This is a genomic window from Rhizobium sp. SVR5-9E (assembly GCF_056755095.1).
In genome coordinates this window covers 19,785-44,588 of record NZ_JBNDHS010000053.1, presented here as the reverse complement: position 1 = coordinate 44,588, position 24,804 = coordinate 19,785, and the positions used below count along the sequence as shown (strand labels likewise).

Here is a 24,804-nt window from a genome sequence, read left to right as displayed (position 1 = left end):
GAGATAGGACATATCGACCAGGAAATTCATGAGCATGACAAGCGCGGCAAAGAACAGCACGACGTCCTGCATGACCATGATGTCGCGCTGCGACAGCGCTTGAAAGGCAAGTCGCCCGAGGCCCGGCAGGTTGAAGACATTCTCGACCAGCACCGCGCCCGCCACGAGGAATGTAAACTGCAATCCCAGGATAGTCAGGATCGGTACCAGCGCGTTCGGTACCGCGTGCCGCCACAAGACCGCGCGCGCCGAAAGCCCCTTCGCGCGCGCTGTCCGCGTGAAATCCTCATGCAAGGTTTCCAGGACGGCTGAGCGGGTGACGAGCGTCAGCACGCCAGCCTGCGGCAGCGCCAAGGCCACGGCAGGCATCAGCAGTGCGTGCAGCGCCGGCCAGAAGCCGGCACTCCAGCCGGGAAACCCGCCGGCCGGCATGAGGCGAAGCGTGGTGGAAAACAGGATGATGAGCAGTAGCGCCACCCAGAAGGCCGGCACGGCAATGCTGATCTGCGAAAAGAGTGTCGCGACGATGTCGGCAATGCCGTTTCGCCGTGCAGCCGCCAGAGTGCCGAGTGGCACGGCGACGACGATGGAAAGAAGGATCGCGAGCACAGCCAGCGGCAGTGTCACCGCGAGCCGCTCGAGGATCAGCCCGGTAACTGGAACGCCATAGGTGTAGGACTGCCCGAGATCACCGGAAAACACCCCGGCTACCCATTGCCCGTAGCGAAACAGCAGGGGCTGATCGAGCCCGAGCGTATGGCGAAGGGCGGCCAGCGTCTCCGGCGTTGCCGAGGTGCCGAGCATAATCGACGCGGGATCGCCGGGCAGAAGATCCATGATCGCGAATATCAGGAGGGAGACGGCTGCAAGCGTCAGGAAAAGCCCGGCGAGGCGACGGCCAAGAATCGCGATCATGTCACCTATTCACGCCTTCTGCATATCCCGCCCCAGCCTCACTCCTCCCAGGAAACATTCGTCAGAACGTTCGACGGGATCGGCTCGCTTTCCCACAGGCCCTTCAGCTTTTTGTCCCACACGCCGAGCTTCGGCATGACGAAAAGATAGAGTGCCGGCACGTCCTCGGCGAGGACTTTCTGCGCCTCGCCGTAGACCCTGTTCTGCACGGCCGGATCGGTTGTCTCCTGCACCTTCCTCATGAGCGCGTCGAAAGCCGGGTTCTTGTAGTTGAAATAGTAGGGATCGCGCGAATAGATGTCGATGTCCATCGGCTCGGCATGCGCGACGATCGTCATCTCGTAGGCGCGATCCTTCATCACATCCTGGACCCATTTTGCCGGAAATTCCGTGGGCTCGATGTTCATGGTGACGCCGATCTCGGCCAACATTGCCTGCATCACCTGGGCGCTGCGTGGCGCATAGGCCATCTGAGGCGATTTGATCGTGAAGGTGAAGCCGTTCGGATAGCCGGCTTCTGCAAGCAGCGCTTTGGCTTTTTCGGGATTGTAGGGCAGCACGCCGGTCATGTCCTCATAGCCTGGATCGTTCGGCGTGTAGTGGCTGCCGATTGCCGTGCCGAGACCGGACCAGGCGCCATCGATCACCGTCTGACGGTCGATCGCCATCATCAGGGCCTGGCGCACCCGCTTGTCATCGAAAGGCTTCTTGGCATTGTTCATGCCCGCAACGACCTTGAGTTCGGTGTCGCCGATCTTCGTCACCAGCCGCGGATCGCCCTCGAACGAGCTCATCAGCTCGGGTGCCGCGAATTCCGGGAAGGCGTCCACGTCGCCGGCCTTCAGCGCGGCCGCCTGTGCCTGCGGGTCGGCGATGAAGCGGAAGGTCACCTTGTCGAGCTTCACGGACGCTTGGCTGTTCCAATAGGCTTCGTTCTTCGCAAGCTCGACCTTGTCGCCTTTTGCCCAGTTGACGAATTTGAACGGGCCGGTGCCGACCGGCTTCGTCTTGTCGTCCGCCGCCGACTTCGGGCTGACCATGACCGAGGCTGGCCAGCCGAGCCAGTAAATCAGGCTTCCCGCCAGCTGGGAGAGATGCAGCACCAGCGTCTCGGGATCCGGCGTATCGATCGAGGCGATCGAGGCGAAGAAGCGCTTCTGCGGATTGACGGAATCCTTGCCGCGTGCCCGGTCGAGCGTGAATTTGGCTGCGGCCGAATCGAAGGCCTCGCCGTCGTGGAACTTGACGCCCGTCTGAAGCTTGAATGTATAGGTTAGGCCGTCCGGCGAAATGTCCCAACTCTTGGCTAGCTGCGGCTCAACTTTGCCGCTCTCATCGATCGAAACCAGCCCTTCAAAGACATTCTGCCAGGTCACCTGGCCGATCGCCACCGGTGCAGCGATCGTTGGATCGAGCCCTGTCGGCTCCACGCTCATGCCGAGATTGAGCGAGGTCTTTGCTGCATGTGCAGGCACGGCCACGGCTGTCAGCGTGGCACAGGATATAGCGAGAAAGGAAATGCGGCGGGCGGAATCGAGAATGCGGCTCATGGTTTTCCGTCAGTCGTTATGAACACGATTTGTGTTCGCTGTGTATCGAAAATCGATACACACTAAAACGGCTCCAAACGCAAGGGGGTTAGCGGCGCCTGAGGCTTGTGCGCATGAACTCCTCGATGAAACCGCTGAGCTTTGATGCGGCAAAGGAAAGTTGCCGGTCGGGGGCGATCGAAAGCTCGGCATGGGTACGGATCGAACTTTCGCTGGCAAGCGGAATGGCGGCGAGCCAAGCGGCCTCGATCTCGCGGCGAACGGAAAGTCGCGGCAGCAGCGTTGCCGCCATGTCGTTCAGCACCAGTTCCTTCAGCATCTCCAGCGCGCTGACCGTAAAGGCAGGCTCGATCGTCAGCCCCTGACGCTCGGCCGCGGCATCAAAGTTCTGCCGGAAGCCGAAGGATTTTTCCGGCAGTGCCAGCGTGTGACGGGCGAGTTCGCGAAGCGTCACTTCCTTGCGTCCGGCGAGCGGATGCCGCGTTGAGACAATGACGTCATAAGCGATCTCCGATCGCGCGATGACCTTTGCATCCGGCATCTGCGGTGCAAAGAGGGTGAGCGCCATGTCCGCCCGCGCGGAATTGACCGCCTCGACAGCCTGGCGGGCGCTGGTGATCATCACGTCGAAATGGATGTTGGGATAGCTGCGGCTGAACTCCGAGAGTGCGGGCGCAAGCAGGCTGGTGACGATCGCACCGTTGGCGTAGATGGTCACCCGTCCGCACTCGAGTCCCTTCAGATCCTCGATCAGCTGCTGCACATGTTCGAGTTCCCGGAGCGTCCGCCCCGCCCGTGCGGCAAGCAGCTCGCCTGCCGCCGTCAGCGTCACGCCCCGGGCGCTGCGCTCGACCAGCGTTGTGCCGAAATGCTCTTCGAGATTCTCGATCTGCCGGCTGACAGCAGTTGGCGCAACGCCCAGGTTCTCGGCTGCCTGGCGCATGGAATTGGTCCTGACCAGCTCGTCGAAATACATCAGGGCCCGAATCTGCATCGTCTCTCTCCGCGGCTTGGATTGCGGACTTTATTTAGGCGATCAGCGCCGGTCCAGATAGCGGTCCCGCCAGGCGCTTTGAGCTCCCTCGTGCGGGAGCGCGGTCGCTTCATAGACGCCGCGCGCGATGGCACGCGCCATGACTATCCCGGCGAGATGGCAAAGCTCCATCAGTGCGCGCATGTCCGTCAGCGGCCGTGCGCCGGTCGAGGCAGCAAACACGGTATCGCCGTCGAGCGGCAGGTGCGCGGGAAGCAGCGCTCTGGCAAGACCGTCATGTGCACCGATCGATAGACGATGCGCCTCTGCCTTCGACAGTACCGCATCGGTGACGACGGCACCGATCGTGGTCGCAGGGGCCATCATGCCCTTCAGCCGCAGGCGATCGTCGATCTCAGGCGGCATTCCGAGGCCGCCGAATTCGTCATCGCGCTCGAAGGGCGCTGCCCAGAAGTGCGGACCGTCGCCGATCGTTGCCGAGCCGAGCGCATTGACCGCGACGATTGCCGCAATCCGATGCCCCGCGCTGCTGATTGCGCTTGCCGAGCCGAGGCCGCCCTTGAACGTTGCCGTGGTCGCTCCGGTTCCGGCACCCACGGTTCCGAGCGGAAATCTGCCCTTCGCCGCCGCCTCGAATGCCGCATGGCCCATGTCCCGGTAGGGCGAATGCAGGCCCCAATCCTTGCCGCCGCCATTCAACAGATCGAACAGAATCGCTTGCGGTGCGATCGGCACACGCACCGCACCGACCTGAAAACCGCGTCCTGCTTCCCTCAGGCCAGCCTGGACGCCGCCTGCCGCATCCAATCCAAAGGCCGAGCCGCCGGAAAGAACGAAGGCGTCGACCTTCTCGACCGTCATCGCGGGATCGAGCAACGCAGTGTCCCGGCCACCGGGTGCCCCGCCGAGAACGGTCGCCGAAGCCGTCGCCGGTTCGTCGAAGACGATTACGGTGACGCCGGAACCGAGTTGGAGATCCGTGGCGTGGCCGATCGAAACGCCATCGATATCGGTAATGAGATTGAGCAAACGCGTCGTCCCTCGTGGATGCCGAATAGGATCGCAAGCCGGATCAAAAAACAAGACCGGCCCCGCTTGGCGGGACCGGTCATAAATCCTCGAAAGTGACGCAGCGCGGAAATCTCCGCCTGTCGTCAGGCATGGATTGGTTTCGGATGGCGCCGGGTCATCAGGTCGTGGATCGCGAGCTTCACCTCGTCCGGCGAGCTGAAACGCTGCTCGTCGAGGTCGTGCACGTGAAATTTCACGGCGATGAACTTCAGCCGGTCTTCATCCGGGATGACGATCCCGACGGGAACGCCTGCATATTCGATTACTTGCTTTTTCATGCGTAGAACTCCTGCCGCGCGGATTGCGAGGCGATGACGAATTGACTTGTCTGGTACCGTTGAAAGGGAGGACGAAGGTCACATTCGACAGTTCGGGCGGGAGAGGGCGCCCGGACGGTCATTGCCAAGCGCAATTCGCCCAAGGAGGGTGGCGAGAATATTGATATCAATCATGTCTCGTTCCTTGTGTTGGCGTTGCACTTTTGAGGGGTCTCGAACCATTCGGAACCCAGCGACGACTGCCTTTATAATCTACTTTATTGGTAGAGAATAGAGGAGAGCCTGTCAGAAACATATTCCGAAACGTGTCAAAATATCGACGATCCGAAAAAAATAATTCCACCATCATCATATCTGCCGGAAGAACCTTACCAAGTCTTTGTGCAAATTGCATGACGGCGGGGGCCGTTTCCGATCATCGGGACAGACATAGGAACCGGTTTTGATTCCGGCAATGGGGCTTTTGATTAAAAAACCGAAAGCCCGAAAATGGCCCAAATTGATTAATGCTGGAGCAGGCACTCACCAGCCCTCGGAAAGCACCTTATCCAGCATGTCCGCGAAGAAATCGGCGCTTTCGATGGTCAGGCAAAGCGGCGGCTTGATCTTCAACACATTCAGGTGATCGCCGGTCGGCTGCATGATGACCCCGAGCTCCAGAAGACGCTCGCAGATTGCGGCGGTCTCCTGCGTCGCGGGCTCCAGCGTCGTTCTGTCGCGCACGAATTCGAGCCCGAGATAAAGCCCCATGCCATGAACGGCACCTGCGAGCGGATGCTTGTCGATCAGCGCCGCAAGCCGGCCCTTCAGGTGGTCGCCCACTTCGCGGGCATTATCCAGCAGCTTTTCGTCCGCCACGATATCAAGCACCGTCATGCCGGCCACGCAACTGACCGGACTACCGCCGGAAGAGGAGAAGAAATAGCCTTCCTTCTCAAGCGAGTCAGCGATCGCCTGCGTGGTGATGACGGCGCCGAGCGGGTAGCCATTGCCCATGCCTTTGGCGATAGTGATGATATCCGGCACCACGTCTTGCTGTCCGAAGCCCCAGAAGTGGTGGCCGAGCCTGCCGTAGCCAACCTGCACCTCATCGGCAATGCAAACCCCGCCGCGCGCGCGAACCTGCGCATAGATTTCCGCCAGATAGCCGTCCGGCAAGGAGATGCCGCCGGCGTTCCCGTAGACCGATTCGGCGATGAAGCCTGCGAGCCCCTCGCCGCGGTCTTCGATCTTTTGGAGCACGGGCGCCACGGCCTCGATATAGGCGCCGGCGGAGTCCGGTCCGCGGAACTCGCCGCGATAGATATTCGGTGAAACGACCGGATGCACCCAGTCGGGCCGCGTGGTCAGCGCTTGAGGGTTGTCCGCAATGGAGGTGGAGACGGCGTCACTCGCCACCGACCAGCCGTGATAGGCCTCCAGTAGGCAGAGCATGTTACGCGCGCCGGTATGCGCCCAGGCAAGCCGGATCGCCAGATCGTTCGCCTCAGAGCCGCTATTGACGAGGAAGACACGATCCAGCCCTTCGGGCGCCAGCGCAGCCAATCGCTCTGAAAACTCGCTGATTGCCGCGTAGTGGAAGCGCGAATTGGTGTTCAGTTTCAACCATTGTTCGCCAATCGCTTCCGAAAAGCGCGGATGCCCGTGGCCGAGAATGGTGACGTTGTTGACCATGTCGAGATAGGCGCGGGCCTCGACATCGAACATGTGCTCCTTCCAGCCGCGCTCCATCTGGGGGGGCTTCTCGTAGTAATTCTTCTGAGGCTTTGCGAGATGCGCTTGGCGCCTGGCGAGGAGTTCGTCCGTCTCGGGCTTGGGCGCATTCGCGCCTGGCCCGAGCAGGCGCGCAGGCGAGGGGCAAAGCACGGACCAAGCTGCTGCCTGCGATGGCGAGGCAAAGAGCGGCGGTTCGAGGCCGGGCACCGTGCACAGCTGGACGCGCAAACCACCAAGCGAAGACGGCTCGCCCGAGACCGTTCCCATGATCTGTCCCTGCGTCACCTCCACGCCGTCCTCGACCGACAGGTCCACGCCATCGAGATGCAGACTGATGCCCTCGCCGATCAGGACGAGATGATGGTTCTTGGAGTCGATGCGTCCTTCAAAGGGGGCAGCCACGGTGCTTCCTGCGGGCAGGCAGATATCGTTATGCAGCGCGAAGGTCGACGGCTGTTTGGCGCTCCGCAGATTGGCGCGTGAAAGCCGGTATTCGCCATAGCGGGTCGCCGCTGTGCCGGCTTCATTGGCCGAGCGTGCCAGAAGCCGCCAGTCCATTTCCGCGTTCAGCCAGTTTCCAGCCGCAAAATGCGGGCTTTGCACCCCCAGGTCGACATCGGCGATGTTCGCAGAATCGACCTCCGGCATAAGCGCATGCCAGCCGGACATATCGATGGAGGTCGTTCCGACACCCGCGGCCCCGAGAATGGCCGCCTCCATCAGTTCGAAGGGAACGGACATGGCCGTGTCGAAGATCCGCCGTTCAAGCTCGAGATTATTGCGGACGTAGTCGTTTTCGGGATCTATCGAAATCTGCTGCTCGCTGCTCGCGACCAGAATGACGGCGCGGGCCACAATCAGCGGCCAGAGCGCCTTCAACTCCTCGTCCGAAAGGGGGTAGATCTCATGATAGGCCTTCACGGCGGGCAGGATGTAAAAGGGATCGCTGTCGGCTTGGTGCAGCAGCGAGGCGCAGGTGACGGCAAGATCGCCGACGAGCCAGCCACGAATGATGTCGCCGAAATCGATGACGCCGGTGGGTATCGGATGCCTGTTCGCATCGCTCTCGCAAACGACATTGTCGCCGGTTACGTCATGATGCACGGGCTGGACACGCAGCGATGGCGCGAGCGGCTGGATGCGCCGCACGGCAAGCACCATGGTCTTGGCAATCCGGTCGCGTGCAGCGCTATCGGTGATTGCCGAGAGAAGCTGTACCGCGACGGGGCCAGCCCGGCGCAGATCCCATTGCAAATTGCGGTCGAGACCCGAATGGTCGAAGTCGGCGAGTGCCTGTGCCAGCCGGGCACTGAGCGCGCCAAGGGCCGCGACGGTGGCTTTCGGCAGGTGTTTGCGGTTCGTCAGCCCTTCGCCTTCAAGATATTCGAGCAGGCGCACTTTGTAGGTCTGGTCGCGAAGCGTGACGGCGATGATCTCCTGGCCATCCGTAGAACTCATGACCCTGGGGACGCGCGGTGCTCCTTCCTTGCTGGTCAGATACCGGATTGCCGCATTCTGCGCCTCGAGCTCAAGCGTGTCGTAGGCCATGTGGCAGATCTTCAGCACATAGCTGCCGATGCCCGTATCGATCCGGAAATTGCGATCCTGCTGGCTGCCGAGTTCGGAGACTGTGCCTTGGAGGCCGTAGCGGGATTGCAGGATGTTTTCCGCTTCCGCCGGCGTCACGTCCGGGCGCGGCAGGTCCATACGATCGGCACGCACATCATCGGTCATGGAATCCCCCGCATGCTTCGATCTTCCACATTAAGCAGATAATCGCATGCCTGTCATGGGCAAGCGCGACGGTGCTGCCCATTGGGATGAGGTTCACCCCATACGTTCGGAGGCGTAGCTGCCGGGGCTGGCCGGGAAGACGATCGTCCGATTGCCGTTCAGGAAGACGCGGCGATGGATATGCGCATGGATCGCGCGGGCAAGCACCTGGCTTTCGACGTCGCGGCCGATCGAGACGTAATCGTCGGCGCTCTGCGCATGGGTGATACGCGCGGTGTCCTGCTCGATGATCGGACCTTCGTCGAGGTCAGCCGTCACGTAGTGGGCGGTGGCGCCGATCAGTTTCACGCCGCGCTCATAGGCCTGCTTATAGGGATTCGCGCCCTTGAAGCTCGGCAGGAAGGAGTGATGAATATTGATGATCCGGCCGGACATCTTGCGGCACAGGGCATCGGAGAGAACCTGCATGTAGCGGGCCAGCACGATGAGTTCCGTGCCGGTTTGCTCGACGAGTTCGAGCAGCTGCGCTTCCGCCTGCGGTTTGTTCTCCTTGGTGACCCTGATGTGATGGAAAGGGATGTCGTGGTTCACCACGACCTTCTGATAGTCGAAGTGATTTGAGACGACACCAACGATCTCGATCGGAAGTGCTCCGATCTTCCAGCGGTAAAGGAGGTCGTTCAAACAATGGCCGAAGCGGGAGACCATCAGCAGCACTTTCATGCGGCTGGCTCCGTCGTGGATTTCCGCATCCATGCCGAACGTCTCGGCGATAGGCTGGAAACCTTCCTTCAGCGCGGGAAGCAAGACGCCTTCTTCGGAAATGAAGCTGACGCGGGTAAAGAACTTGCCGGTGTCGAGGTCGTCGAATTGCGAGCTGTCAACAATGTTGCAGCCCTGACCGGCGAGATAACTCGCAATCGCAGCCACGATCCCGCGCGTCGATTTGCACGATACCGTCAATACGTAGTTCGTCATGTCCCTCTTCCCTCTCGCGGCAATGGCCGCAGGCCTGCTTAGATCAAAGCGGTCACGCCGCATAGGACGAGCTTACGGAAACTGGCGCAAAATTTCGTCCCGCCTGCGCCGTCGCATATCCCCGCCGCGCAGCGTTTCAGGCCGAGACCGTTGCCGCAGTCTGAGTGGCGGCACGTTTTCCACGGGCGCCCTCGTCGACCTTCAGGAAGCCGACAAGCAGCCAGACGAGCCCCGCCGTCTTCATCGAGAAAATTGCGGTCGAGCCGATCATGAGGTTGAGGAACATGAAGAGCGACAGTGAATGGGCAAGGCGCTTCTGGTTCGGCGTCTCTCCTGCCGGAAAAAAGGAGACGAAGAGCCAGAAGAGAATGAGGCCGAAGATGGTCGCGCCATAGGTTATGTAAACATAGCCGCTGTCGACGAATGTCGTGGCCTTCTCGAGTTCAAGGCCCAGCGTCGCCGGAATGTCCATGGCGATGATGTTTCTGACGGTGCCGCTGATGCGGCCGACGAAATCGTCGTCATGGGCATCGGGACGGAACGAATGAATGATGAAGCCCATGACGACGATCCCAGGCATCATCAGGAAATCGCAGATCTTCGGAACCCACGGGTAGATAAAATAGCCGCCAAGGCAGACCACGGTGAAGATAAGCATGGTCCGCGTATCGTTGGTGACGAGGATCAAAACGACGGTGAAGATAAAAAGCAGCCGGTCGAACGGTTTCAGGCGATTGGAGAAGCTGACGAGATAGATGACGATCACGCCGCAGAAGTTGGCCAGCGACACCTGTTCCAGAAAGATCGACGACGACCGGTGATCGATGATGCCGAAGGAGAAGCGGGACGGAAAGCCGAGCGCACCACGGAAAAGCCCGAGATCGCTATAGGTGGCGCGCGGCACGCCGCGGGTGTTTTCGAAATACTCTGCCGGATGAAACAGTGCCACGTAAGCCTGCACCGAGACGATCTCGCAGACCAGGACCGCCAGCACGACGGCGCAGCAGATCTTGAAGACCAGCTTCAGCGTTCGTTCGTTCGTCCATCGACCCATGATGACGAAGGCGAAGATGATCAGCACGTTGCGAAGGTGGTCGATGTAGCCCGCCCGGTTGACCGCCATCACGTAAACGGTGAGGAAAATTGTCGCCAACAAGTAGGCGAGCGGGGCGAGGTCCTCTTGGAAAAGTCCCCGCTTCAACAGGTAGCCGAAGCTGTAGATCAGCAGCAGAATCTCACAAAGGGCGACATGTGACGGTGCAAGCGGCGTGATGTTGTGGTTGATGAAGGCAAGGATGCAATTATAGGTAACCGACAGCACACCGACGGCCAGGATGCCATAGTCGATTGGTTCCTTGGTCACTGTGTCGCGCCGTGCCATTAGCGCTCCCTGCCGATTGTCCGGCACGCGGCCGCTGGAGGAGAAGGCGCTGTTGCGGCAGCTTCCAGCGCTTCGACCTGCTTTCGCTGCCGGCCCTCATGCGGCTGCACATTGAGCGGTTCGCTTTCCGGCCACCAATCGCCTGCGACCCAATAGGTCCAGCCAAGCCAGACATCGCCGTTTTCCTGCATCGCATCGAGCACCGTCTTCAATCCGGCGACGCATTCCGGCGCCTGCGAGACGCCGAATTCGCCAAGCAACACCTTCGCGCCGTTCTTTCGCGCCCAGTCGGACACGCGGACAATGGCGTTTCTGGCGTTGTCGTTGCCGGAACATTCATCATGCGTACCTGACGAATCGCTGTCGAAATACTGGTGAACCTCATAGGCATAGTTCTTGCGCGGATCCTTGACGCCGAGCATGACGGTGCCGTTCGGCCCACCCGGACCATCAGATTCCCAGGAGTGCGCTCCCGTCCATTTGGTGCCAGGCACCAGGATGAGATTGCCGGCGCCGACCGCCCGAATGCTCCTGATCGCAGCGTTGGCAGCGCTCAGCCATTTGTCGCTGGCGATATCGTGTGGCTCGTTCATAAGCCCGAGAATGACATCGTCCTGATTGGCGAATTCGACGGCAAGCCGCGCCCAGAAATCTGCGAATGCAAGCGTCGTCACCGGCGGCGTGCCGATCTGGGTTTGCCTGTATTCGGCATAGTTATGCGGGTCGAGGATGACGGTCACCTTATGTTTGCGCAGAAGCGCCACCGTATCCTTGATGCGCTGGAGTTCTTCGTCGTTCAGCGCCTGCCCGAGTTCGGGCTGAAGCCGCTCCCATAGGAATGGTAGGCGAACGATATTCATGCCCTTGCTTGCGAAGTAGGTGACGGTTTCTTCGGATGGATAGGCGTAGTCTTTGAAGATCTCGCCATCCGGCTTGCCGAATTCGGCACCGGAAAGGTTGATGCCGCGAAAGCAGGGGGCTGCTGCTTCCGCAAAGCCGGCGTACAACGGCAGCATTGCCGCGGCGAGCGTCAGCATCTGGCGCCAAGGGGAAAAGGCGGCTTTCATCGTTCTCGCTTTCGGGCGTATCTGACGTGTTCGGGCGAATATCAGTCGGCGCATCTTAACGCTCCGTTAGCTAAGGATTTCTAAAGTCGGGCATACCTCCGCCAAGGTCTGCGTCGGCGGGTCACGAGTGTGTCTATGAGTCAATTCGACAGGAACAGGGTCAGTCGGCTGCCGAGCTGGCGAAGCTACGAGCCTGCGCCAGCGGCGCCGGGAAGCTCGGGCGCGCGCACGCCTGTCCTGAGGCCCAGCGACTTTGCAAAGCCTGTACCAGAGCCGGAAGCGGTGCCGGCTGCCGAGACACGCATCCGAGAATTGACGCCGCCTCCACCGCGGCAGCCGGAACGCCCTGTCGCCGCCCCGGTATTCGACCCGTCATCGCCGCTACTCGACGTCCGCTCGATCATCTTTGCGATCTGGAACAGGCGGCTGATCGTTCTCGGGCTGGCCGCGCTGGGCGCTCTGGCCGGCGGAGCAGTCTTGCCGCTGCTGCCGCAGAAATTCACGGCGACCACCAGCCTCTATTTCGATCCGCGCCAGATCGGCCTTGCGGATCCCACGACGCAATCATCGACGATCTCGCCCGAGATGATTTCATCGTTGATCGACAGTCAGGTGCAGATCCTGATGTCAGGCAATGTGCTGCGCCGGGTCGCCGACACCATGAAACTCGCGCAGGATCCCGCATTCAACGGCGGTCGGAGCGACGACGCAGCCGTCGTCGCCGCCCTGCAAAAGGCGCTCACGATTACCCGCCAGAGCAGCACCTATGTCGTGTCGCTGACGGCCGTGACAAACGATCCGGAGAAATCCGCCAAGCTTGCCAACCAGGTCGTTTCCTCGTTCATCCAGGAGGAAAGCAGCGCCTCGACGGGGCTGTACGAAAATACCACTGCGACGCTCGATGGACGTCTGAATGATCTGCGCCAGAAGGTGCAGGAGGCCGAACAGGCCGTCGAAACCTTCCGTGCCGATAATGATATGGCCGCGACAGAAGGCAATCTGATCTCCGACCAGCGCCTCGCCTCATTGAATACGCTTTTGCTGACAGCGCAGGAGAAGTCGATCCAGGCCAAGGCCCGCGCGGATGCGGCCGCGAACATGAGCTTCGAGGATGTTGTCGCCAACAGCCAGACGGATGGTAGCACGGTGAGTTCTTCGCTCGCCAGCCTTCGCCAGCAGTATGCTACCCAGGCCGCGATCGTCGGTAGCCTCGAGAGCCAGATGGGTGCGCGCCATCCGCGATTGCAGGCAGCCCGCTCATCGCTGCAGAGCATCTCCGACGAGATAAAGGGTGAGTTGCAACGCATGGTGACTTCGGCGCGTGCCGACTACGACCAGGCGAAGAAAGCCGAAGATGCGATCGCCAAGGAGCTGAATATACAAAAGGCACTGCAGGCAACCACATCCGACAAACAAGTCGAACTCAACGAGCTGCAGCGCAAGGCAACGGCTGCGCGCGAGATCTACGAGACCGTTCTGAAGCGCTCCAGCCAGACCACGGAGGAACAGAACCTTCCTCAGAACAACATCCGCATCATTTCAGAAGCAGAACCGCCGGCAAAACCTGATGGTCCGGGCAAGAAGGTTCTGCTGGTGGCGGGCGTGATCGGCGGGCTCTTTGCGGGCTTTGCGGCAGGCGCAGCCTTTGCAATCCTCGCAAGCCTCTTTGCTCATCCGGTTATCCGGGGGTACTTTCGCAGAGAGCCCCAGCCGAAAGAGGCTTGAACAATCACTTTGCCGTGGCTCGCCCTGTCAGCTGCTTGATGGCTGCCACGCCGCTTCCTAAATTTCAACGCGAATGCCACTGGTGCCGTCCGGCGAGCGAAAGGCGACCGATATGCGATCCCTGCAGATTCTATTCGCGGCGCTTTCCATCGCCGGCAGTCTGGTCGCTGGGCCTTCCCTTGCAACCGATTGGAAGAGTGCAGGCAAGGCCGACGTTCAGGCGCTCTATCCCTATCCCGATCTCCCCGGCGTCAAGGCTCAGCCCGACAAGAAGGATGAGGAGCAATATGTCTGCCACACGGAAACGCGCGGCATCCGCCGTAACGGAGATTGGATTTTCCGGTCCGGCGGCATGCCCACGACTGTTTATGTGTGCGATCGCAACGGTTATGTGAGCCAGGGTACGCGCGTGCCCGCGAGAGGCCATTTTCAGCCGGTGCGGTGACTTTCATGCCAAATCTTTGATTTGAACACATTCGACTATCGTGAGAAAATTCTAACATTATGTAGGACAAGCCTCGTGACGCCGGGGACCTTGTCACGCGAGGCGCCGCAGTCTCTCGGGCTCGACCGGAGAACCTCCCGCCGTCGCTGGGTGGCTCCGAGAAGCCCACCCGGTGAAGGTTAGACTGATATGTCCGGCCAACCAGGCTAAGATACTGTTCGGCAAGGCTCTTGAACGATTTCTTTTAAGAAATTACTTATATTCATCTGCGTGCGGTGCACGCGAGATGATGGTTTGGTTAGTCACCTGGGAGGTTGTCATGCCAAACACTCTGATGGAAGGAAAAAGAAAGCAGGATTGGGCTAATCTGGTCCTGGCGGTATGCTTGTTCATCTCACCATGGGTCATCGGCTTTGCAGCTGATACCGTACCCACTTGGAACGCCTGGATCGTCGCTATCGCTCTCGGTGCGTTGACGATCGCCGCGCTGTCGGTTTTTGCCGAATGGGAGGAATGGGCAAACCTGGTGCTCGGCCTCTGGTTGATTGTGTCTCCCTGGCTGCTCGGTTTTGCGGCCAATGCGAACGCGATGTGGACCAGCGTGGTTATGGGCGTGCTCATCGGCGCCGTATCGCTGTGGGCAGTCTGGGACGTCAACCACCCCCAAGCTCACGCCTAAGCCGGTCCGAGGCAATTGCTGAGCAAGTGGCTAAGCGGCAGCACAAGCCCGCCGCTGCAAGTTTCGTTGCTTCCACATCGGGCGAAAAAATATCGGCGATAACAGCTAATTCAACGATCTCAATAGGATCGTAAGGGAATGGTGCCCAGAAGAGGACTCGAACCTCCACGCCTCGCGGCACAGGTACCTGAAACCTGCGCGTCTACCAATTCCGCCATCTGGGCGACGGAGAGCCATGTAAGGGGGTGGCTCTTTGCTGTCAACTGACATTTTGAAGTTTTCCTGACAGTCTGTGAAAAACAGCAGATATCCCGTGCTAGGGCCGGTCCCGCCCAGCAGGATCACACAGAACTGAACAAGTTTGTGCCGGTCGTGTATGCTCTGCTGCGCGCGCAGTCCTACATCGGAAGGATCAGAAAGGAATCAGCGATGTCCACCCGTCGAACGATTGTCTTCGGCCTTGCCATTGGTCTCCTGCCGCTTGCGGCCAGCGCCGCACCGCCGCTCGCACCGCTTCAGTTGCGCAATCCTGCGATCATCAATGTGCAATCGACCTATTGCGACTACCGCGGCTGCTTCGGCTTCGGGCCCCAGCAGTGGCACCGCCCTGCCTATATCCAGCCGAACTATCGCCCGCCGGAGGCAAGAGGGCCGACTTATTATCAGCCACGCGCGCAGGCCCAGCCACGGCTTACCTACGGTGATCCACCGCCGGTCCAGCGGATCCGCCCCACCGCCGATCGCAGCAAGCACGTCGAATGGTGCCGGAATCAGTACCGGACGTACAATCCGAAGACCGATCGCTTCGTGACCTACCAGGGCTGGTACAAGACCTGCAATTCGCCCTTTGACTAGGCGTCAGCTTTCCGGCGAGGCCCGGTCGGTATGGCCGAGGTCGCGGCCGGGTTCAATGATATCGCGCACGCGCTGCTTGAGCTCCTTGGGGCCGGGGAACCCGCCGTCTCGCTTGCGCTCCCAGATGAGCTCGCCATTGACGCGGATTTCGAAATTGCCGCCGGTGCCCGGGATGAGCGCTACTTCGCCGAGACTGTCAGAAAAGGTCTGCAACAGCTCCTGCGCCATCCAGCCGGCGCGCAGCAGCCAGTTGCATTGGGTGCAGTAGAGGATCGTCACACGGGCTTTCTCAGACATCGGAAATTTCCTTTCGTTCGACTGATTTAAGACCTCGCCGCATCTCGCGCAATCGCGATCGGCCGCACTACTCACCCGAACGGAATCCGAATCGCTGATACCCCAATCCTCGTCATCGGGCATGCCGAGGCGAATGCCGAATGGCTGATGCAACAGACGAGCGCGGCCCATGGGTTAGTCGTCTGGTAGCCAGCTAAAATCAAGCTGGATTGCGCCCTTCATGCTTAACAGGTTTTTTACCGGCAATATTCATTCTCCCCTGCAACAATGGGTTGAGCCGCAATTGCGCTTAAATACTGTTTCGGTAAGGGATTTTTTCAATGATACGGATAAGTGATCTAAAGATTGCCCAGAAGCTGACTCTCGGCTTTGCCGTTCTTGTGATCGGTGCCGCATGCATGGGCGCCGCCGTTTACAAGAATGTTCGTATCGTCGAGGATGTCGGGCAGCAAAGCGAATTGCATGGACGCATCGTGAGTGCCACGACGGACATTCGCCTGTCGCTGGCACGCCTTCAAAGCGCTGTACGCGGCCTGCTCATCACCAAGGATGACCATTACGTCGACAGCATTCAGAAACACTACAACGGCCTTCTTGAAAACATCGAGACTGTGAAGAAGACGGCGGCAGATGATCCCGCGATCACGAAAAAGATGGACGACATGGTCGGCCAGGTCAACGAATGGCGCCAGAACGTTCTCGATCCCGTCATTGCCAAGGCAAGCAAGGATGCGACCCACGATGACGCCGTTAAGTTCGCCATGTCGGACGAAGCCGATACCTATATGGATCCGGCGCAGGCGGTCGTTGATGATCTGCGCGAGCACGAGAAGAAGCTGACCGAAGAAGCCGTCGCCGAAGTTGCCGCTGCAAATACCGCGACGAAGATCACGCTCGCACTCGGCATCGGCTTCCTCATCCTTGCGTCGCTCGTGCTCGCCTTGCTGCTGACGCGAATGATCGGCAAACCGGTCACGGCAATGACCGACCTGATGCTGAAGCTTGCAGGCGGCGATACCTCTATCGAGCTTGCCAATGCCGACCGGCTTGACGAGATCGGCGGAATGGCCCGCGCGGTGCAGGTCTTCAAGGACGCAGCCCATGAAAACAAGCGTCTGGAAACCGAAGCCCTGGCGGCCCGCCAGGCTCAGGAATCGCAGCGCGAACGCCAGATCGCGATCGACGGTGCCAAGGCGGAAGACCTGCGCAGCTTCGTCCATGCGGTCGAGCAGGGCTTCGATGCGCTTTCCCAGGGCGATCTGACCATCCGCATGAACGATGCCGTCGCTCCGGAATTCGAGCCGATCCGCAACAAGTTCAACCAGACGGTCACCTCGATGGAGGAAATCCTCGGTTCGGTCGTTGCCTCGATCGGCGCCATCCGTTCAGGCCTGACCCAGATTTCGGCCGCTTCCAACGATCTGGCGCACCGGACCGAGCAGCAGGCCGCAAGCCTCGAGGAAACGGTTGCCGCACTTTCGGACGCCACGCGCGGCGTGGACGATACCGCAAATGGTGCGGGACGCGCCCAGGGTGCCGCGACCACCGCACAGGAAAATGCGGAAAAGGGCGGCGAAATCGTTGCACGCGCAGTCAAGGCGATGACCGCGATCGAGCAGTCGTCCAATCAGATCGGCATGATCATCGGTGTGATCGACGAGATCGCCTTCCAGACGAACCTCCTGGCGCTGAATGCCGGCGTTGAAGCGGCACGCGCCGGCGAAGCCGGTAGAGGCTTTGCCGTCGTCGCCCAGGAAGTTCGCGGCCTTGCCCAGCGTTCTGCCGAGGCCGCCAAGGAGATCAAGGACCTGATCTCGACGTCAAGCCGTCAGGTGGATGAAGGCGTGAAGCTGGTCACTGATTCCGGCACCTCGCTGCAGGAAATTGTCTCGCAGGTTGCTGAAATGAGCGGCGTCGTTGGCGAAATCGCCCGCTCGGCGCGCGATCAGGCAATGAGCCTGCGCGAAGTTTCCGCTGCAGCCGACCAGATGGACAAGGTCACGCAGCAGAATGCTGCCATGGTTCAGGAGACCACGACCGCTGCCCAATCGCTCGCCCGCGAAACCGACGATCTTGCCCACAAGGTCGAACGCTTCCGCACCGCTTCGGCCACAAACCGCTATGCCGTCCCGCTGCGTCACGTGGCATAAGCGCGAAGCGGAACAAATTGGTGCTCCCAGAAACTCCATTCCTGCTTCGCAGCAGGGATGGAGTTTTCATTTGCGGCGACTGGTGAAACCATCCACCTTGCTTTGACAGAGTCCCTTGCTCCGCTAGATTCCGTTGCGAAAGGGAGCATCAAAAAATGAGCAAAGATAACCTGCCTTGGGAGGGCGGCTGCCGTTGCGGCCGGGTCAGGCTGAAGATCAGCGCAAGGCCGCTGCTGACCATGGCGTGCCATTGCACCGGCTGCCAGAGAATGTCGTCCAGCGCCTATTCGCTGAGCGCTGCCATCCCTGCGGAAAGCTTCGAAGTGACGCGAGGCGAACCCGTCATCGGCGGGCTGCACGGCCTGACGAAGCACTATTTCTGCCCGCATTGTATGAGCTGGATGTTTACGCGGCCCGAGGGCATGGATTGGTTCGTCAACCTGCGCCCGACCATGCTGGACGATGCGAGCTGGTTCACGCCCTTTATCGAGACCTGGACGCGGGAGAAGCTGCCGTTTGCGGAAACGGGCGCCGTGTATAGCTATGAAACCCTGCCCGAAATGGCTGCCTATGAGGGGCTGGTGAAGGAGTACATGGCGCAGCAGGCGTAAGGCCTACAAGCCCAGGAACAGGAAATCCAGCGCTGCGCTGATCTGATTGGCCTCGCTTCCCAAGCTCAGAACCGCGTCCCCTATTTCGGCGACCGGAATCGCGGCCATCCTTTGTGTGGCGAGGACATAAGGCTCGTCATCAATGGAGAACCGCGGATTCAAGCGCGAAATGGACCAGGACATCTCGCGAATAGGGTAAAGGGGAGCCATCACACGAGAGGGCAAGCTTTCCAGCGTCGTACTCTGTAGATCGACGGCCAACTGGTCATCGGATCGCAACCGGTAGACCATAAACCGCGTCATCAGAATTGCCTGTATTTTGCGAACGGCAATCCGTGTTTCTCGACATACTCATTTTCGAGGCGTATCGCCTCGTCGTTCTCTTCCCGCCACCGGCGTTCGCGCTCGGCTTTAACCGCACGGGCAATGCCTTCCTCAGCGGCGCGGGAAATATTGATGTTGAGTTCCCGAGCGGAGGAAACCAGCTCCGCATTAAGAGAAAGATTCGCGGCCTTCCGCGCAGACTGTGACATGACAATGCTCCAGCTATGCGCAAATTATATGCGCATAGTCTGGAGAAGCAATGGATCACTCATCCCCCATCTTCAGCGCGGCGATGAACGCTTCCTGCGGAATCTCCACCTTGCCGAACTGGCGCATGCGCTTCTTGCCTTCCTTCTGCTTGTCCAGAAGTTTGCGCTTGCGGGTGGCGTCGCCGCCGTAGCACTTGGCCGTCACGTCCTTGCGCAGGGCAGAGATGGTCTCGCGGGCAATGACGTTGCCGCCGATCGCTGCCTGGATCGGGATCTTGAACATGTGCTTCGGGATCAGCTCCTTCAGCCTTTCGCACATGTCGCGGCCGCGCTTTTCAGCAGACGCGCGGTGGACGAGCATGGAGAGCGCATCGACAGGCTCGCCGTTGACGAGGATCGACAGCTTGACGAGGTTGCCTTCGCGATAGCCTTCGAGGTGATAGTCGAAGGAGGCATAGCCCTTGGAGATCGACTTCAGCCGGTCGTAGAAATCGAAGACCACTTCGTTGAGCGGCAGCTCGTAGGTCACCATGGCGCGCGTGCCGACATAGGTGAGTTCCGTCTGGATGCCGCGGCGGTCCTGACAGAGCTTGAGGATGCCGCCGAGATAATCGTCCGGCGTCATGATCGTCGCCTTGATCCAGGGCTCCCGGATCTCGGCGATCTTGACGACGTCAGGCATGTCGGCCGGATTGTGCAGCTCGCGCTCGCTGCCATCCGTCATCGTCAGCTGGTAGACAACCGAGGGCGCGGTGGCGATCAGGTCGAGGTCGAATTCGCGCTCCAGGCGCTCCTGGATGATTTCGAGGTGCAGAAGCCCAAGGAAGCCGCAGCGGAAGCCGAAGCCGAGAGCCGCCGACGATTCCATCTCGAAGGAGAACGAGGCGTCGTTGAGGCGAAGCTTGCCCATGGCGGCGCGCAGATCTTCGAAATCGGCGGCGTCGACCGGGAAGAGGCCGCAGAAAACCACCGGCTGTGCCGGCTTGAAGCCCGGCAGGGCCTGCGCCGTCGGGCGCTTGTCTTCGGTGATCGTATCGCCGACGCGGGTATCGGCCACTTCCTTGATCGAAGCGGTGATGAAGCCGATCTCGCCTGGGCCGAGTGAATCGACATTGACCATCTTCGGCGTCAGCACGCCGACGCGCTCCACCTGATACTTGGCATCCGTGCCCATCATGCGGATCGTCTGGCCCTTGGTCAGCACGCCGTCGATAACGCGCACGAGAACCATGACGCCGAGATAAGTGTCATACCAACTGTCGACGAGCAACGCCTTCAGCGGCGCCTTTTCGCCGCCCGGGCTCTTCGGCGCCGGCAGCTTGTGGACGATCGCCTCGAGGACATCGGGAATGCCGAGGCCGGTCTTGGCCGAGATCAGCACCGCTTCGGAGGCATCGATGCCGATCACCTCCTCGATCTGCTCCTTGATACGGTCGGGCTCGGCCGCCGGCAGGTCGATCTTGTTGAGGACGGTGACGAGCTCATGGTTGTTGTCGATCGCCTGATAGACGTTGGCGAGCGTCTGCGCTTCGACGCCCTGCGACGCATCGACGACGAGCAGCGAACCCTCGCAGGCCGACAGCGAACGCGAGACCTCGTAGGCGAAGTCGACGTGGCCGGGCGTGTCGATGAGGTTCAGGATGTAGGTCTCGCCGTTCTGCGCCTTGTAGTGCAGGCGAACGGTCTGCGCCTTGATGGTGATACCGCGCTCGCGCTCGATCTCCATGTTGTCCAGCACCTGCTCGGACATTTCGCGGTCGGCAAGACCGCCGGTCGATTGGATCAGGCGGTCGGCAAGCGTCGATTTGCCGTGGTCGATGTGGGCCACGATCGAGAAATTGCGGATATGCGAAAGCGGAGTTGTGGGATTGGTGCTCATGCGCGCCATATAGCAGCGCCTTCCCCTGCCGCAAAGCGGAAAAGCAGGGTTTCGTTTACGATAGATCGCGGCTCCGCAGCCGGAAACATTGGACTTGATTCCATCATTGGACTATGCATTTCTATTATAGTAGAAACAGGTATAGTAGAAACAGGGCTGATGATGGAACAGGAACTCGAAGCGGCGATCGGAATCCGCATCCGCAAGCTCAGGATCGAGAAGGGCCTGACGCTGGATGACCTTGCCGGCGCCTCCGGCGTGAGCCGGGCGATGATATCGCGCATCGAGCGGGCGGAAGCGAGCCCGACGGCCTCGCTGCTCGCACGGGTCTGTGCGGCGCTCGGGCTGTCGCTTTCGGCCTTCTTCGCCGAGGAGGAGCGGGAAGCTTCCCCGCTCGCCAGGCGCCATGAGCAGCAGGTCTGGCGCGATCCGGAAACCGGTTATGTTCGCCGCTCCGTCTCGCCGCCCGGAACATCCTCCGAAGTCGATATCGTAGAGGTCGAGTTTCCGGCTGGCGGCCGCGTCAGCTTTCCGCCGCATGCGGCAAGCCACGGCATGACGCAGCATGTCTGGGTGTTCGAGGGTGAGATGGAGATGACCACGGGCGAAATGGTCCACCATCTCTTTCCAGGAGATTGCCTCTTCATGCCGGTCGGCGAGGGGCATGTCTTCCACAATCCCACCAGCAAGCCGGCCCGCTATTGCGTCGTGCTGAACCGCAGCACCCGCTGAATTCATTTCAGGAGCAGATCATGACCGTCATTCGTATTCTCGATGCACAAGAGGCTCGCGCGGCAATTGCCGATCTGTGTGAGATACTCGCCGACTGCGTGGAAGGCGGCGCGTCCGTCGGCTTCATGCAGCCTTACGAGACGGCGGACGCGGAGCCTTACTGGCGAAGCGTCGCCGAAGCCGTCGAGGCAGGCGTCAATCTGCTGGCGGTGGCAGAAGTCGACGGAAAGATCGTTGGAACGGTACAGGTCGGCTTTGCCTCCATGCCGAACCAACCGCATCGCGGCGATTTGAAGAAACTGCTCGTGCATCGTTCGGCGCGCGGAAAGGGCCTGGCGCGGCTGTTGATGGAGGCGATCGAACGTGAAGCCGCACGGCACGGCAAACACCTGCTCGTGCTCGACACGGCAACCGGCAGCGACGCGGAGGCGATCTATCCTCGCCTCGGGTGGGAGAAGGCCGGGGTCATCCCGGATTATGCGATGTGGCCGGAGGGCGGCTATTGCGCGACCACGCTGTTCTACAAGCGGGTCGCTGCCTAAGCCATTGACAAGGACCGGACGCGCCACGCCTTATCCGGACAAAGCAAATCAGGGAGCACCGCGATGCGCGTTATCTATTCCGAGGACCACAAGCTGCGCGATGCGAAGACCGAGCTCCATAACGGCCAGCTGGTGACCCCGTTCGAAGGTCCTTTCCGCGCGGAGTGGATCTTGGAAGCGGTCAAGCAGGCCGGCTTTTCGGACGTGGTGGCGCCTAAGCGGCATGGTCTGGAAACGGCTCTCAAAGTACATGATTCCGGTTATCTCGATTTTCTGTCCAAGGCTTGGGACATGTGGAAAGCGACGGGCGCAGAGGGTGAGGCAATCCCCGCATCCTTCCCTGTTCGCCGTTCGACCTTGCGCGTGCCGAACGATATCGATGCGCTGCTTGGCTACTATGCCAATGCGGCGGAGACGGCGATTACGGGTGGCACCTATCAGGCAGCGGTCGCCTCGATGCAGTGCGCGGTCACCGGCGCCGACTGGCTGAATGCCGGCAATCGCTTCGCCTTCTCGCTTTGCCGCCCGCCCGGCCATCATGCAGGCATCGATCTTTTCGGCGGCTATTGCTTCATCAACAACGCCGCCGTCGCGGCACAACGCCTGCTGGATCTGGGTGCACGGAAGGTCGCGGTCCTCGATGTCGATTTCCACCACGGCAACGGCACGCAGGACATTACCTATCGCCGCGGCGATATCTTCTTCGCTTCGCTGCACGGCGAGCCCGCCGATGCCTTTCCCTATTTCTGGGGCTACGCCGACGAGACCGGTGAGGGCGAAGGGGAAGGCTGCAACGCCAACTATCCGCTGCCGCGCGGCACGCTCTGGAGCGAGTGGGCGGCCGCGCTGCAGGATTCGCTGTCCCGCATCAAGGCATTTGGCGCCGAAGCGATCGTCGTGTCACTCGGCGTCGATACGTTCGAGCGCGATCCGATCTCCTTCTTCAGGCTGAATTCCGACGACTTCACCCGCATGGGCACAATGATTGCCGAGGCGGGTCTCCCGGTTCTGACCTGCATGGAGGGTGGCTACGGCGTGCCGGAAATCGGGCTCAATGTCGCCAATGTGCTGATGGGGCTGGAAGCTTAAAGGCTGGCTCTCACAGTGGAAGACGAAATCCAGCAATCGGACGTTCCGACGCAGCGCATGCTCTCCTGGGCACGCAACTCGACGATCTATCGTCTCGAACGCCGCATGATGACCGAAAAGCAGCTTTTCGATGCGATTACGCGAAAGGCCAAGCAGAAGTTCGAAGACATCAGCCAGGCGCAGCTGAAAGCGCTTGCCGACTCGGCTGTCAAATTCGCTTACGATCAGCAGGCTCTTGACGATGTGGCTTACGCGGCGGTGAGTACCCGCTCGGCCGTGCGTGGCGGCAAGTCGAAACGGCTTATTGCCCAGAAACTCTCCCTGAAGGGAGTGGCAAGCGATATCGTCGAGACCGCACTCGAGCATGCCGACGACCTGTTCGCCGCCGTCGTCTTTGCGCGTAAACGGGCGTTTGGGCCGTATCGGCGCGGCGAGCTCGATGAGAAGCGAAAGGCCAAGGAGCTCTCAGCCTTCGCCCGGAACGGCTTCAGCTTCGAAATCGGCAAGAAGGTCTTTGACATGAGCCTCGACGAAGCGGATGAGGTGCTCGAAGCCAGGCGGGCGCTTTAGCGTCTTCCGTCATCAAGGTTGCTTATGCCCGGATCAGAAGTTTGCATTTGCCGCTTTGGTGTTGCGACCATATCAATGGCGCAAATTTCGGAGCGGGCAAATGGACCAGAAGACGTGCGAACCAGTGGCGAACGCAAGTGCTGCGGCGCTGACTGCAGCGGCACCCGCATTGTCCGGCGGTGTTGCCGGCGGCGCGCTGATGTGCCTGCTGTCGATGTCGTCCGTTCAGTTCGGCGCGGCATTCTCCTCTGGCGCGATCGCGACTTACGGAGCTGCCGGCGCGTCCTGGTTGCGGCTTGCTTTCGCGGCCGTCATCCTCGCGATCGTCGTCCGTCCGCCGCTGCTCCGCTACAGCCGCGAGCAGTGGGTCGGCGCATTGGTCCTCGGCACGACGACGGCGCTGATGACCATATCCTTTTTCGCCGCGATCGAGCGGATTCCGTTGGGGCTTGCGGTCGCGATCGATTTCCTCGGCCCGCTTTCGCTCGCGACATTCGGTTACGGCCTGACCCGCCGCCTTGTGTGGCCGGTGATCGCCGCGGCGGGCGTTCTCTTCCTTGCCTATGATGGAGAGGAATGGGTAGGCAATCTGCCGGGTGTGCTCTTCGCCTTTGGTGCCGGCACAGGCTGGGCCTGCTATATCCTGTTGACGAAGAAAGTCGGAGCGGCGTTCAAGGGGCTGGAAGGCCTCTCGATTTCGCTGATCGTCGCAGCGGTCGTGGCAACTCCTTTCGGTTTTGCCGGCGCGGTCCCGAATCTTGATGGCTACGGCCTTATCGAAATGGCGGGCCTGGCGATCCTGGTTCCGCTCCTGCCATACACGTTGGAAATGATCGCGCTCAGGCGGATGACGACGGCCTCCTTCGGCATCCTCATGAGCCTGGAACCGGCCATCGGCGCGCTCGCGGGCTTCCTCATCCTGGCGCAGGCCATGACGCTGTTGCAGATACTCGGCACCGCTCTCGTGGTTGCGGCAAGCGCAGGTGCGACCTTCTCGGCGGAAAAAGCTTGAC

Annotated in this window: 24 protein-coding genes and 1 tRNA gene; 11 read left to right on the top strand and 14 right to left on the bottom strand. The window is 60.5% G+C overall.

All coding sequences use genetic code 11. From position 1 onward, the window contains the following. The 9 genes from ACPYOJ_RS21940 to ACPYOJ_RS21900 form a co-directional block, all read right to left on the bottom strand. Window positions 1–915: ABC transporter permease (locus ACPYOJ_RS21940; RefSeq protein WP_481418124.1), on the bottom strand; the 915-nt coding region annotated here is incomplete at its 3' end. A 38-nt stretch (window positions 916–953) separates the two neighbouring features. Then, the gene (locus tag ACPYOJ_RS21935; RefSeq protein ID WP_481418123.1) at window positions 954–2,465 is read right to left on the bottom strand and encodes an ABC transporter substrate-binding protein; all 1,512 of its coding nucleotides are present in this window, start codon (window positions 2,463–2,465) and stop codon (window positions 954–956) included. Window positions 2,466–2,553: 88 nt separating this feature from the next. After that, on the bottom strand, window positions 2,554–3,459 hold the full coding sequence (locus tag ACPYOJ_RS21930) for a LysR substrate-binding domain-containing protein (RefSeq protein ID WP_481418122.1): 906 nt from the start codon (window positions 3,457–3,459) through the stop codon (window positions 2,554–2,556). 42 nt (window positions 3,460–3,501) lie between these two features. Then, complete coding sequence (locus tag ACPYOJ_RS21925) at window positions 3,502–4,488, bottom strand: P1 family peptidase (protein WP_481418121.1); 987 nt, start codon at window positions 4,486–4,488, stop codon at window positions 3,502–3,504. A gap of 125 nt (window positions 4,489–4,613) precedes the next feature. After that, window positions 4,614–4,808, bottom strand: a complete 195-nt coding sequence (locus tag ACPYOJ_RS21920) for a hypothetical protein (protein WP_027510551.1) — start codon at window positions 4,806–4,808, stop codon at window positions 4,614–4,616. A gap of 522 nt (window positions 4,809–5,330) precedes the next feature. Continuing rightward, on the bottom strand, window positions 5,331–8,258 hold the full coding sequence (locus ACPYOJ_RS21915; RefSeq protein WP_481418120.1) for an aminotransferase: 2,928 nt from the start codon (window positions 8,256–8,258) through the stop codon (window positions 5,331–5,333). Window positions 8,259–8,351: 93 nt separating this feature from the next. Beyond that, window positions 8,352–9,236: a formyltetrahydrofolate deformylase gene (gene purU / locus ACPYOJ_RS21910; RefSeq protein WP_481418119.1), complete on the bottom strand. Its 885-nt coding sequence runs from the start codon at window positions 9,234–9,236 to the stop codon at window positions 8,352–8,354. Between the two features lie 136 nt (window positions 9,237–9,372). Then, complete coding sequence (locus ACPYOJ_RS21905; RefSeq protein ID WP_481418118.1) at window positions 9,373–10,617, bottom strand: hypothetical protein; 1,245 nt, start codon at window positions 10,615–10,617, stop codon at window positions 9,373–9,375. Beyond that, on the bottom strand, window positions 10,617–11,684 hold the full coding sequence (locus tag ACPYOJ_RS21900) for a glycoside hydrolase family 5 protein (protein WP_481418117.1): 1,068 nt from the start codon (window positions 11,682–11,684) through the stop codon (window positions 10,617–10,619). Before ACPYOJ_RS21900 ends, ACPYOJ_RS21905 begins: the two co-directional genes overlap by 1 nt. 135 nt (window positions 11,685–11,819) lie before the next feature. Here ACPYOJ_RS21900 and ACPYOJ_RS21895 point away from each other — a divergent pair, with 135 nt between their 5' ends. The 3 genes from ACPYOJ_RS21895 to ACPYOJ_RS21885 all read left to right on the top strand — a co-directional run bounded on the left by ACPYOJ_RS21895 (window position 11,820) and on the right by ACPYOJ_RS21885 (window position 14,533). Continuing rightward, window positions 11,820–13,409: a GumC family protein gene (locus tag ACPYOJ_RS21895; RefSeq protein WP_481418116.1), complete on the top strand. Its 1,590-nt coding sequence runs from the start codon at window positions 11,820–11,822 to the stop codon at window positions 13,407–13,409. Window positions 13,410–13,521: 112 nt separating this feature from the next. Beyond that, entirely contained in the window at window positions 13,522–13,854 is a 333-nt protein-coding gene (locus ACPYOJ_RS21890; RefSeq protein ID WP_481418115.1) for a hypothetical protein, read from the top strand. Window positions 13,855–14,173: 319 nt separating this feature from the next. After that, window positions 14,174–14,533, top strand: coding sequence for an SPW repeat protein (locus ACPYOJ_RS21885; RefSeq protein ID WP_168827958.1), 360 nt, complete (start codon window positions 14,174–14,176; stop codon window positions 14,531–14,533). A 139-nt stretch (window positions 14,534–14,672) separates the two neighbouring features. Here ACPYOJ_RS21885 and ACPYOJ_RS21880 read toward each other — a convergent pair. After that, a tRNA-Leu gene (locus ACPYOJ_RS21880) sits at window positions 14,673–14,757 on the bottom strand. A gap of 205 nt (window positions 14,758–14,962) precedes the next feature. Here ACPYOJ_RS21880 and ACPYOJ_RS21875 point away from each other — a divergent pair. Beyond that, entirely contained in the window at window positions 14,963–15,388 is a 426-nt protein-coding gene (locus tag ACPYOJ_RS21875) for a BA14K family protein (protein ID WP_481418114.1), read from the top strand. A 3-nt stretch (window positions 15,389–15,391) separates the two neighbouring features. Here the strand turns inward: ACPYOJ_RS21875 and ACPYOJ_RS21870 are convergent, their stop codons facing one another. Next, window positions 15,392–15,685 carry an Rdx family protein gene (locus tag ACPYOJ_RS21870; RefSeq protein WP_168827960.1) on the bottom strand — a complete coding sequence of 98 codons (294 nt, stop codon included), beginning with the start codon at window positions 15,683–15,685 and terminating at the stop codon, window positions 15,392–15,394. Window positions 15,686–16,005: 320 nt separating this feature from the next. Between ACPYOJ_RS21870 and ACPYOJ_RS21865 the strand changes: the two genes are divergently transcribed. Together ACPYOJ_RS21865 and ACPYOJ_RS21860 are read left to right on the top strand one after the other, a co-directional pair. After that, entirely contained in the window at window positions 16,006–17,835 is a 1,830-nt protein-coding gene (locus ACPYOJ_RS21865) for a methyl-accepting chemotaxis protein (protein WP_481418113.1), read from the top strand. A 155-nt stretch (window positions 17,836–17,990) separates the two neighbouring features. Beyond that, a complete protein-coding gene (locus tag ACPYOJ_RS21860) occupies window positions 17,991–18,446 on the top strand; it encodes a GFA family protein (protein ID WP_481418112.1) in 456 nt (151 codons plus the stop codon). A 3-nt stretch (window positions 18,447–18,449) separates the two neighbouring features. On the opposite strand, the gene ACPYOJ_RS21855 is transcribed toward ACPYOJ_RS21860, so the two are convergent. The 3 genes from ACPYOJ_RS21855 to lepA are packed head-to-tail and all read right to left on the bottom strand — an operon-like array spanning window position 18,450 to window position 20,867. Next, window positions 18,450–18,749, bottom strand: a complete 300-nt coding sequence (locus tag ACPYOJ_RS21855) for a CcdB family protein (protein WP_481418111.1) — start codon at window positions 18,747–18,749, stop codon at window positions 18,450–18,452. Beyond that, window positions 18,749–18,979 carry a type II toxin-antitoxin system CcdA family antitoxin gene (locus ACPYOJ_RS21850; RefSeq protein WP_481418110.1) on the bottom strand — a complete coding sequence of 77 codons (231 nt, stop codon included), beginning with the start codon at window positions 18,977–18,979 and terminating at the stop codon, window positions 18,749–18,751. The genes ACPYOJ_RS21855 and ACPYOJ_RS21850 overlap by 1 nt, the downstream gene beginning before the upstream one ends. A gap of 55 nt (window positions 18,980–19,034) precedes the next feature. After that, complete coding sequence (gene lepA, locus ACPYOJ_RS21845) at window positions 19,035–20,867, bottom strand: translation elongation factor 4 (RefSeq protein WP_168827965.1); 1,833 nt, start codon at window positions 20,865–20,867, stop codon at window positions 19,035–19,037. A gap of 153 nt (window positions 20,868–21,020) precedes the next feature. Between lepA and ACPYOJ_RS21840 the strand changes: the two genes are divergently transcribed. The 5 genes from ACPYOJ_RS21840 to ACPYOJ_RS21820 all read left to right on the top strand — a co-directional run bounded on the left by ACPYOJ_RS21840 (window position 21,021) and on the right by ACPYOJ_RS21820 (window position 24,803). Then, window positions 21,021–21,590: a helix-turn-helix domain-containing protein gene (locus ACPYOJ_RS21840; RefSeq protein ID WP_481418126.1), complete on the top strand. Its 570-nt coding sequence runs from the start codon at window positions 21,021–21,023 to the stop codon at window positions 21,588–21,590. A gap of 20 nt (window positions 21,591–21,610) precedes the next feature. Further along, window positions 21,611–22,132, top strand: a complete 522-nt coding sequence (locus ACPYOJ_RS21835) for an N-acetyltransferase family protein (protein ID WP_481418109.1) — start codon at window positions 21,611–21,613, stop codon at window positions 22,130–22,132. Window positions 22,133–22,195: 63 nt separating this feature from the next. Next, window positions 22,196–23,221, top strand: a complete 1,026-nt coding sequence (locus tag ACPYOJ_RS21830) for a histone deacetylase family protein (protein ID WP_481418108.1) — start codon at window positions 22,196–22,198, stop codon at window positions 23,219–23,221. Between the two features lie 15 nt (window positions 23,222–23,236). Continuing rightward, complete coding sequence (gene recX, locus ACPYOJ_RS21825; RefSeq protein WP_481418107.1) at window positions 23,237–23,791, top strand: recombination regulator RecX; 555 nt, start codon at window positions 23,237–23,239, stop codon at window positions 23,789–23,791. Window positions 23,792–23,891: 100 nt separating this feature from the next. Continuing rightward, window positions 23,892–24,803, top strand: a complete 912-nt coding sequence (locus ACPYOJ_RS21820) for an EamA family transporter (RefSeq protein WP_481418106.1) — start codon at window positions 23,892–23,894, stop codon at window positions 24,801–24,803. The last annotated feature ends 1 nt before the right edge of the window (window position 24,804 follow it).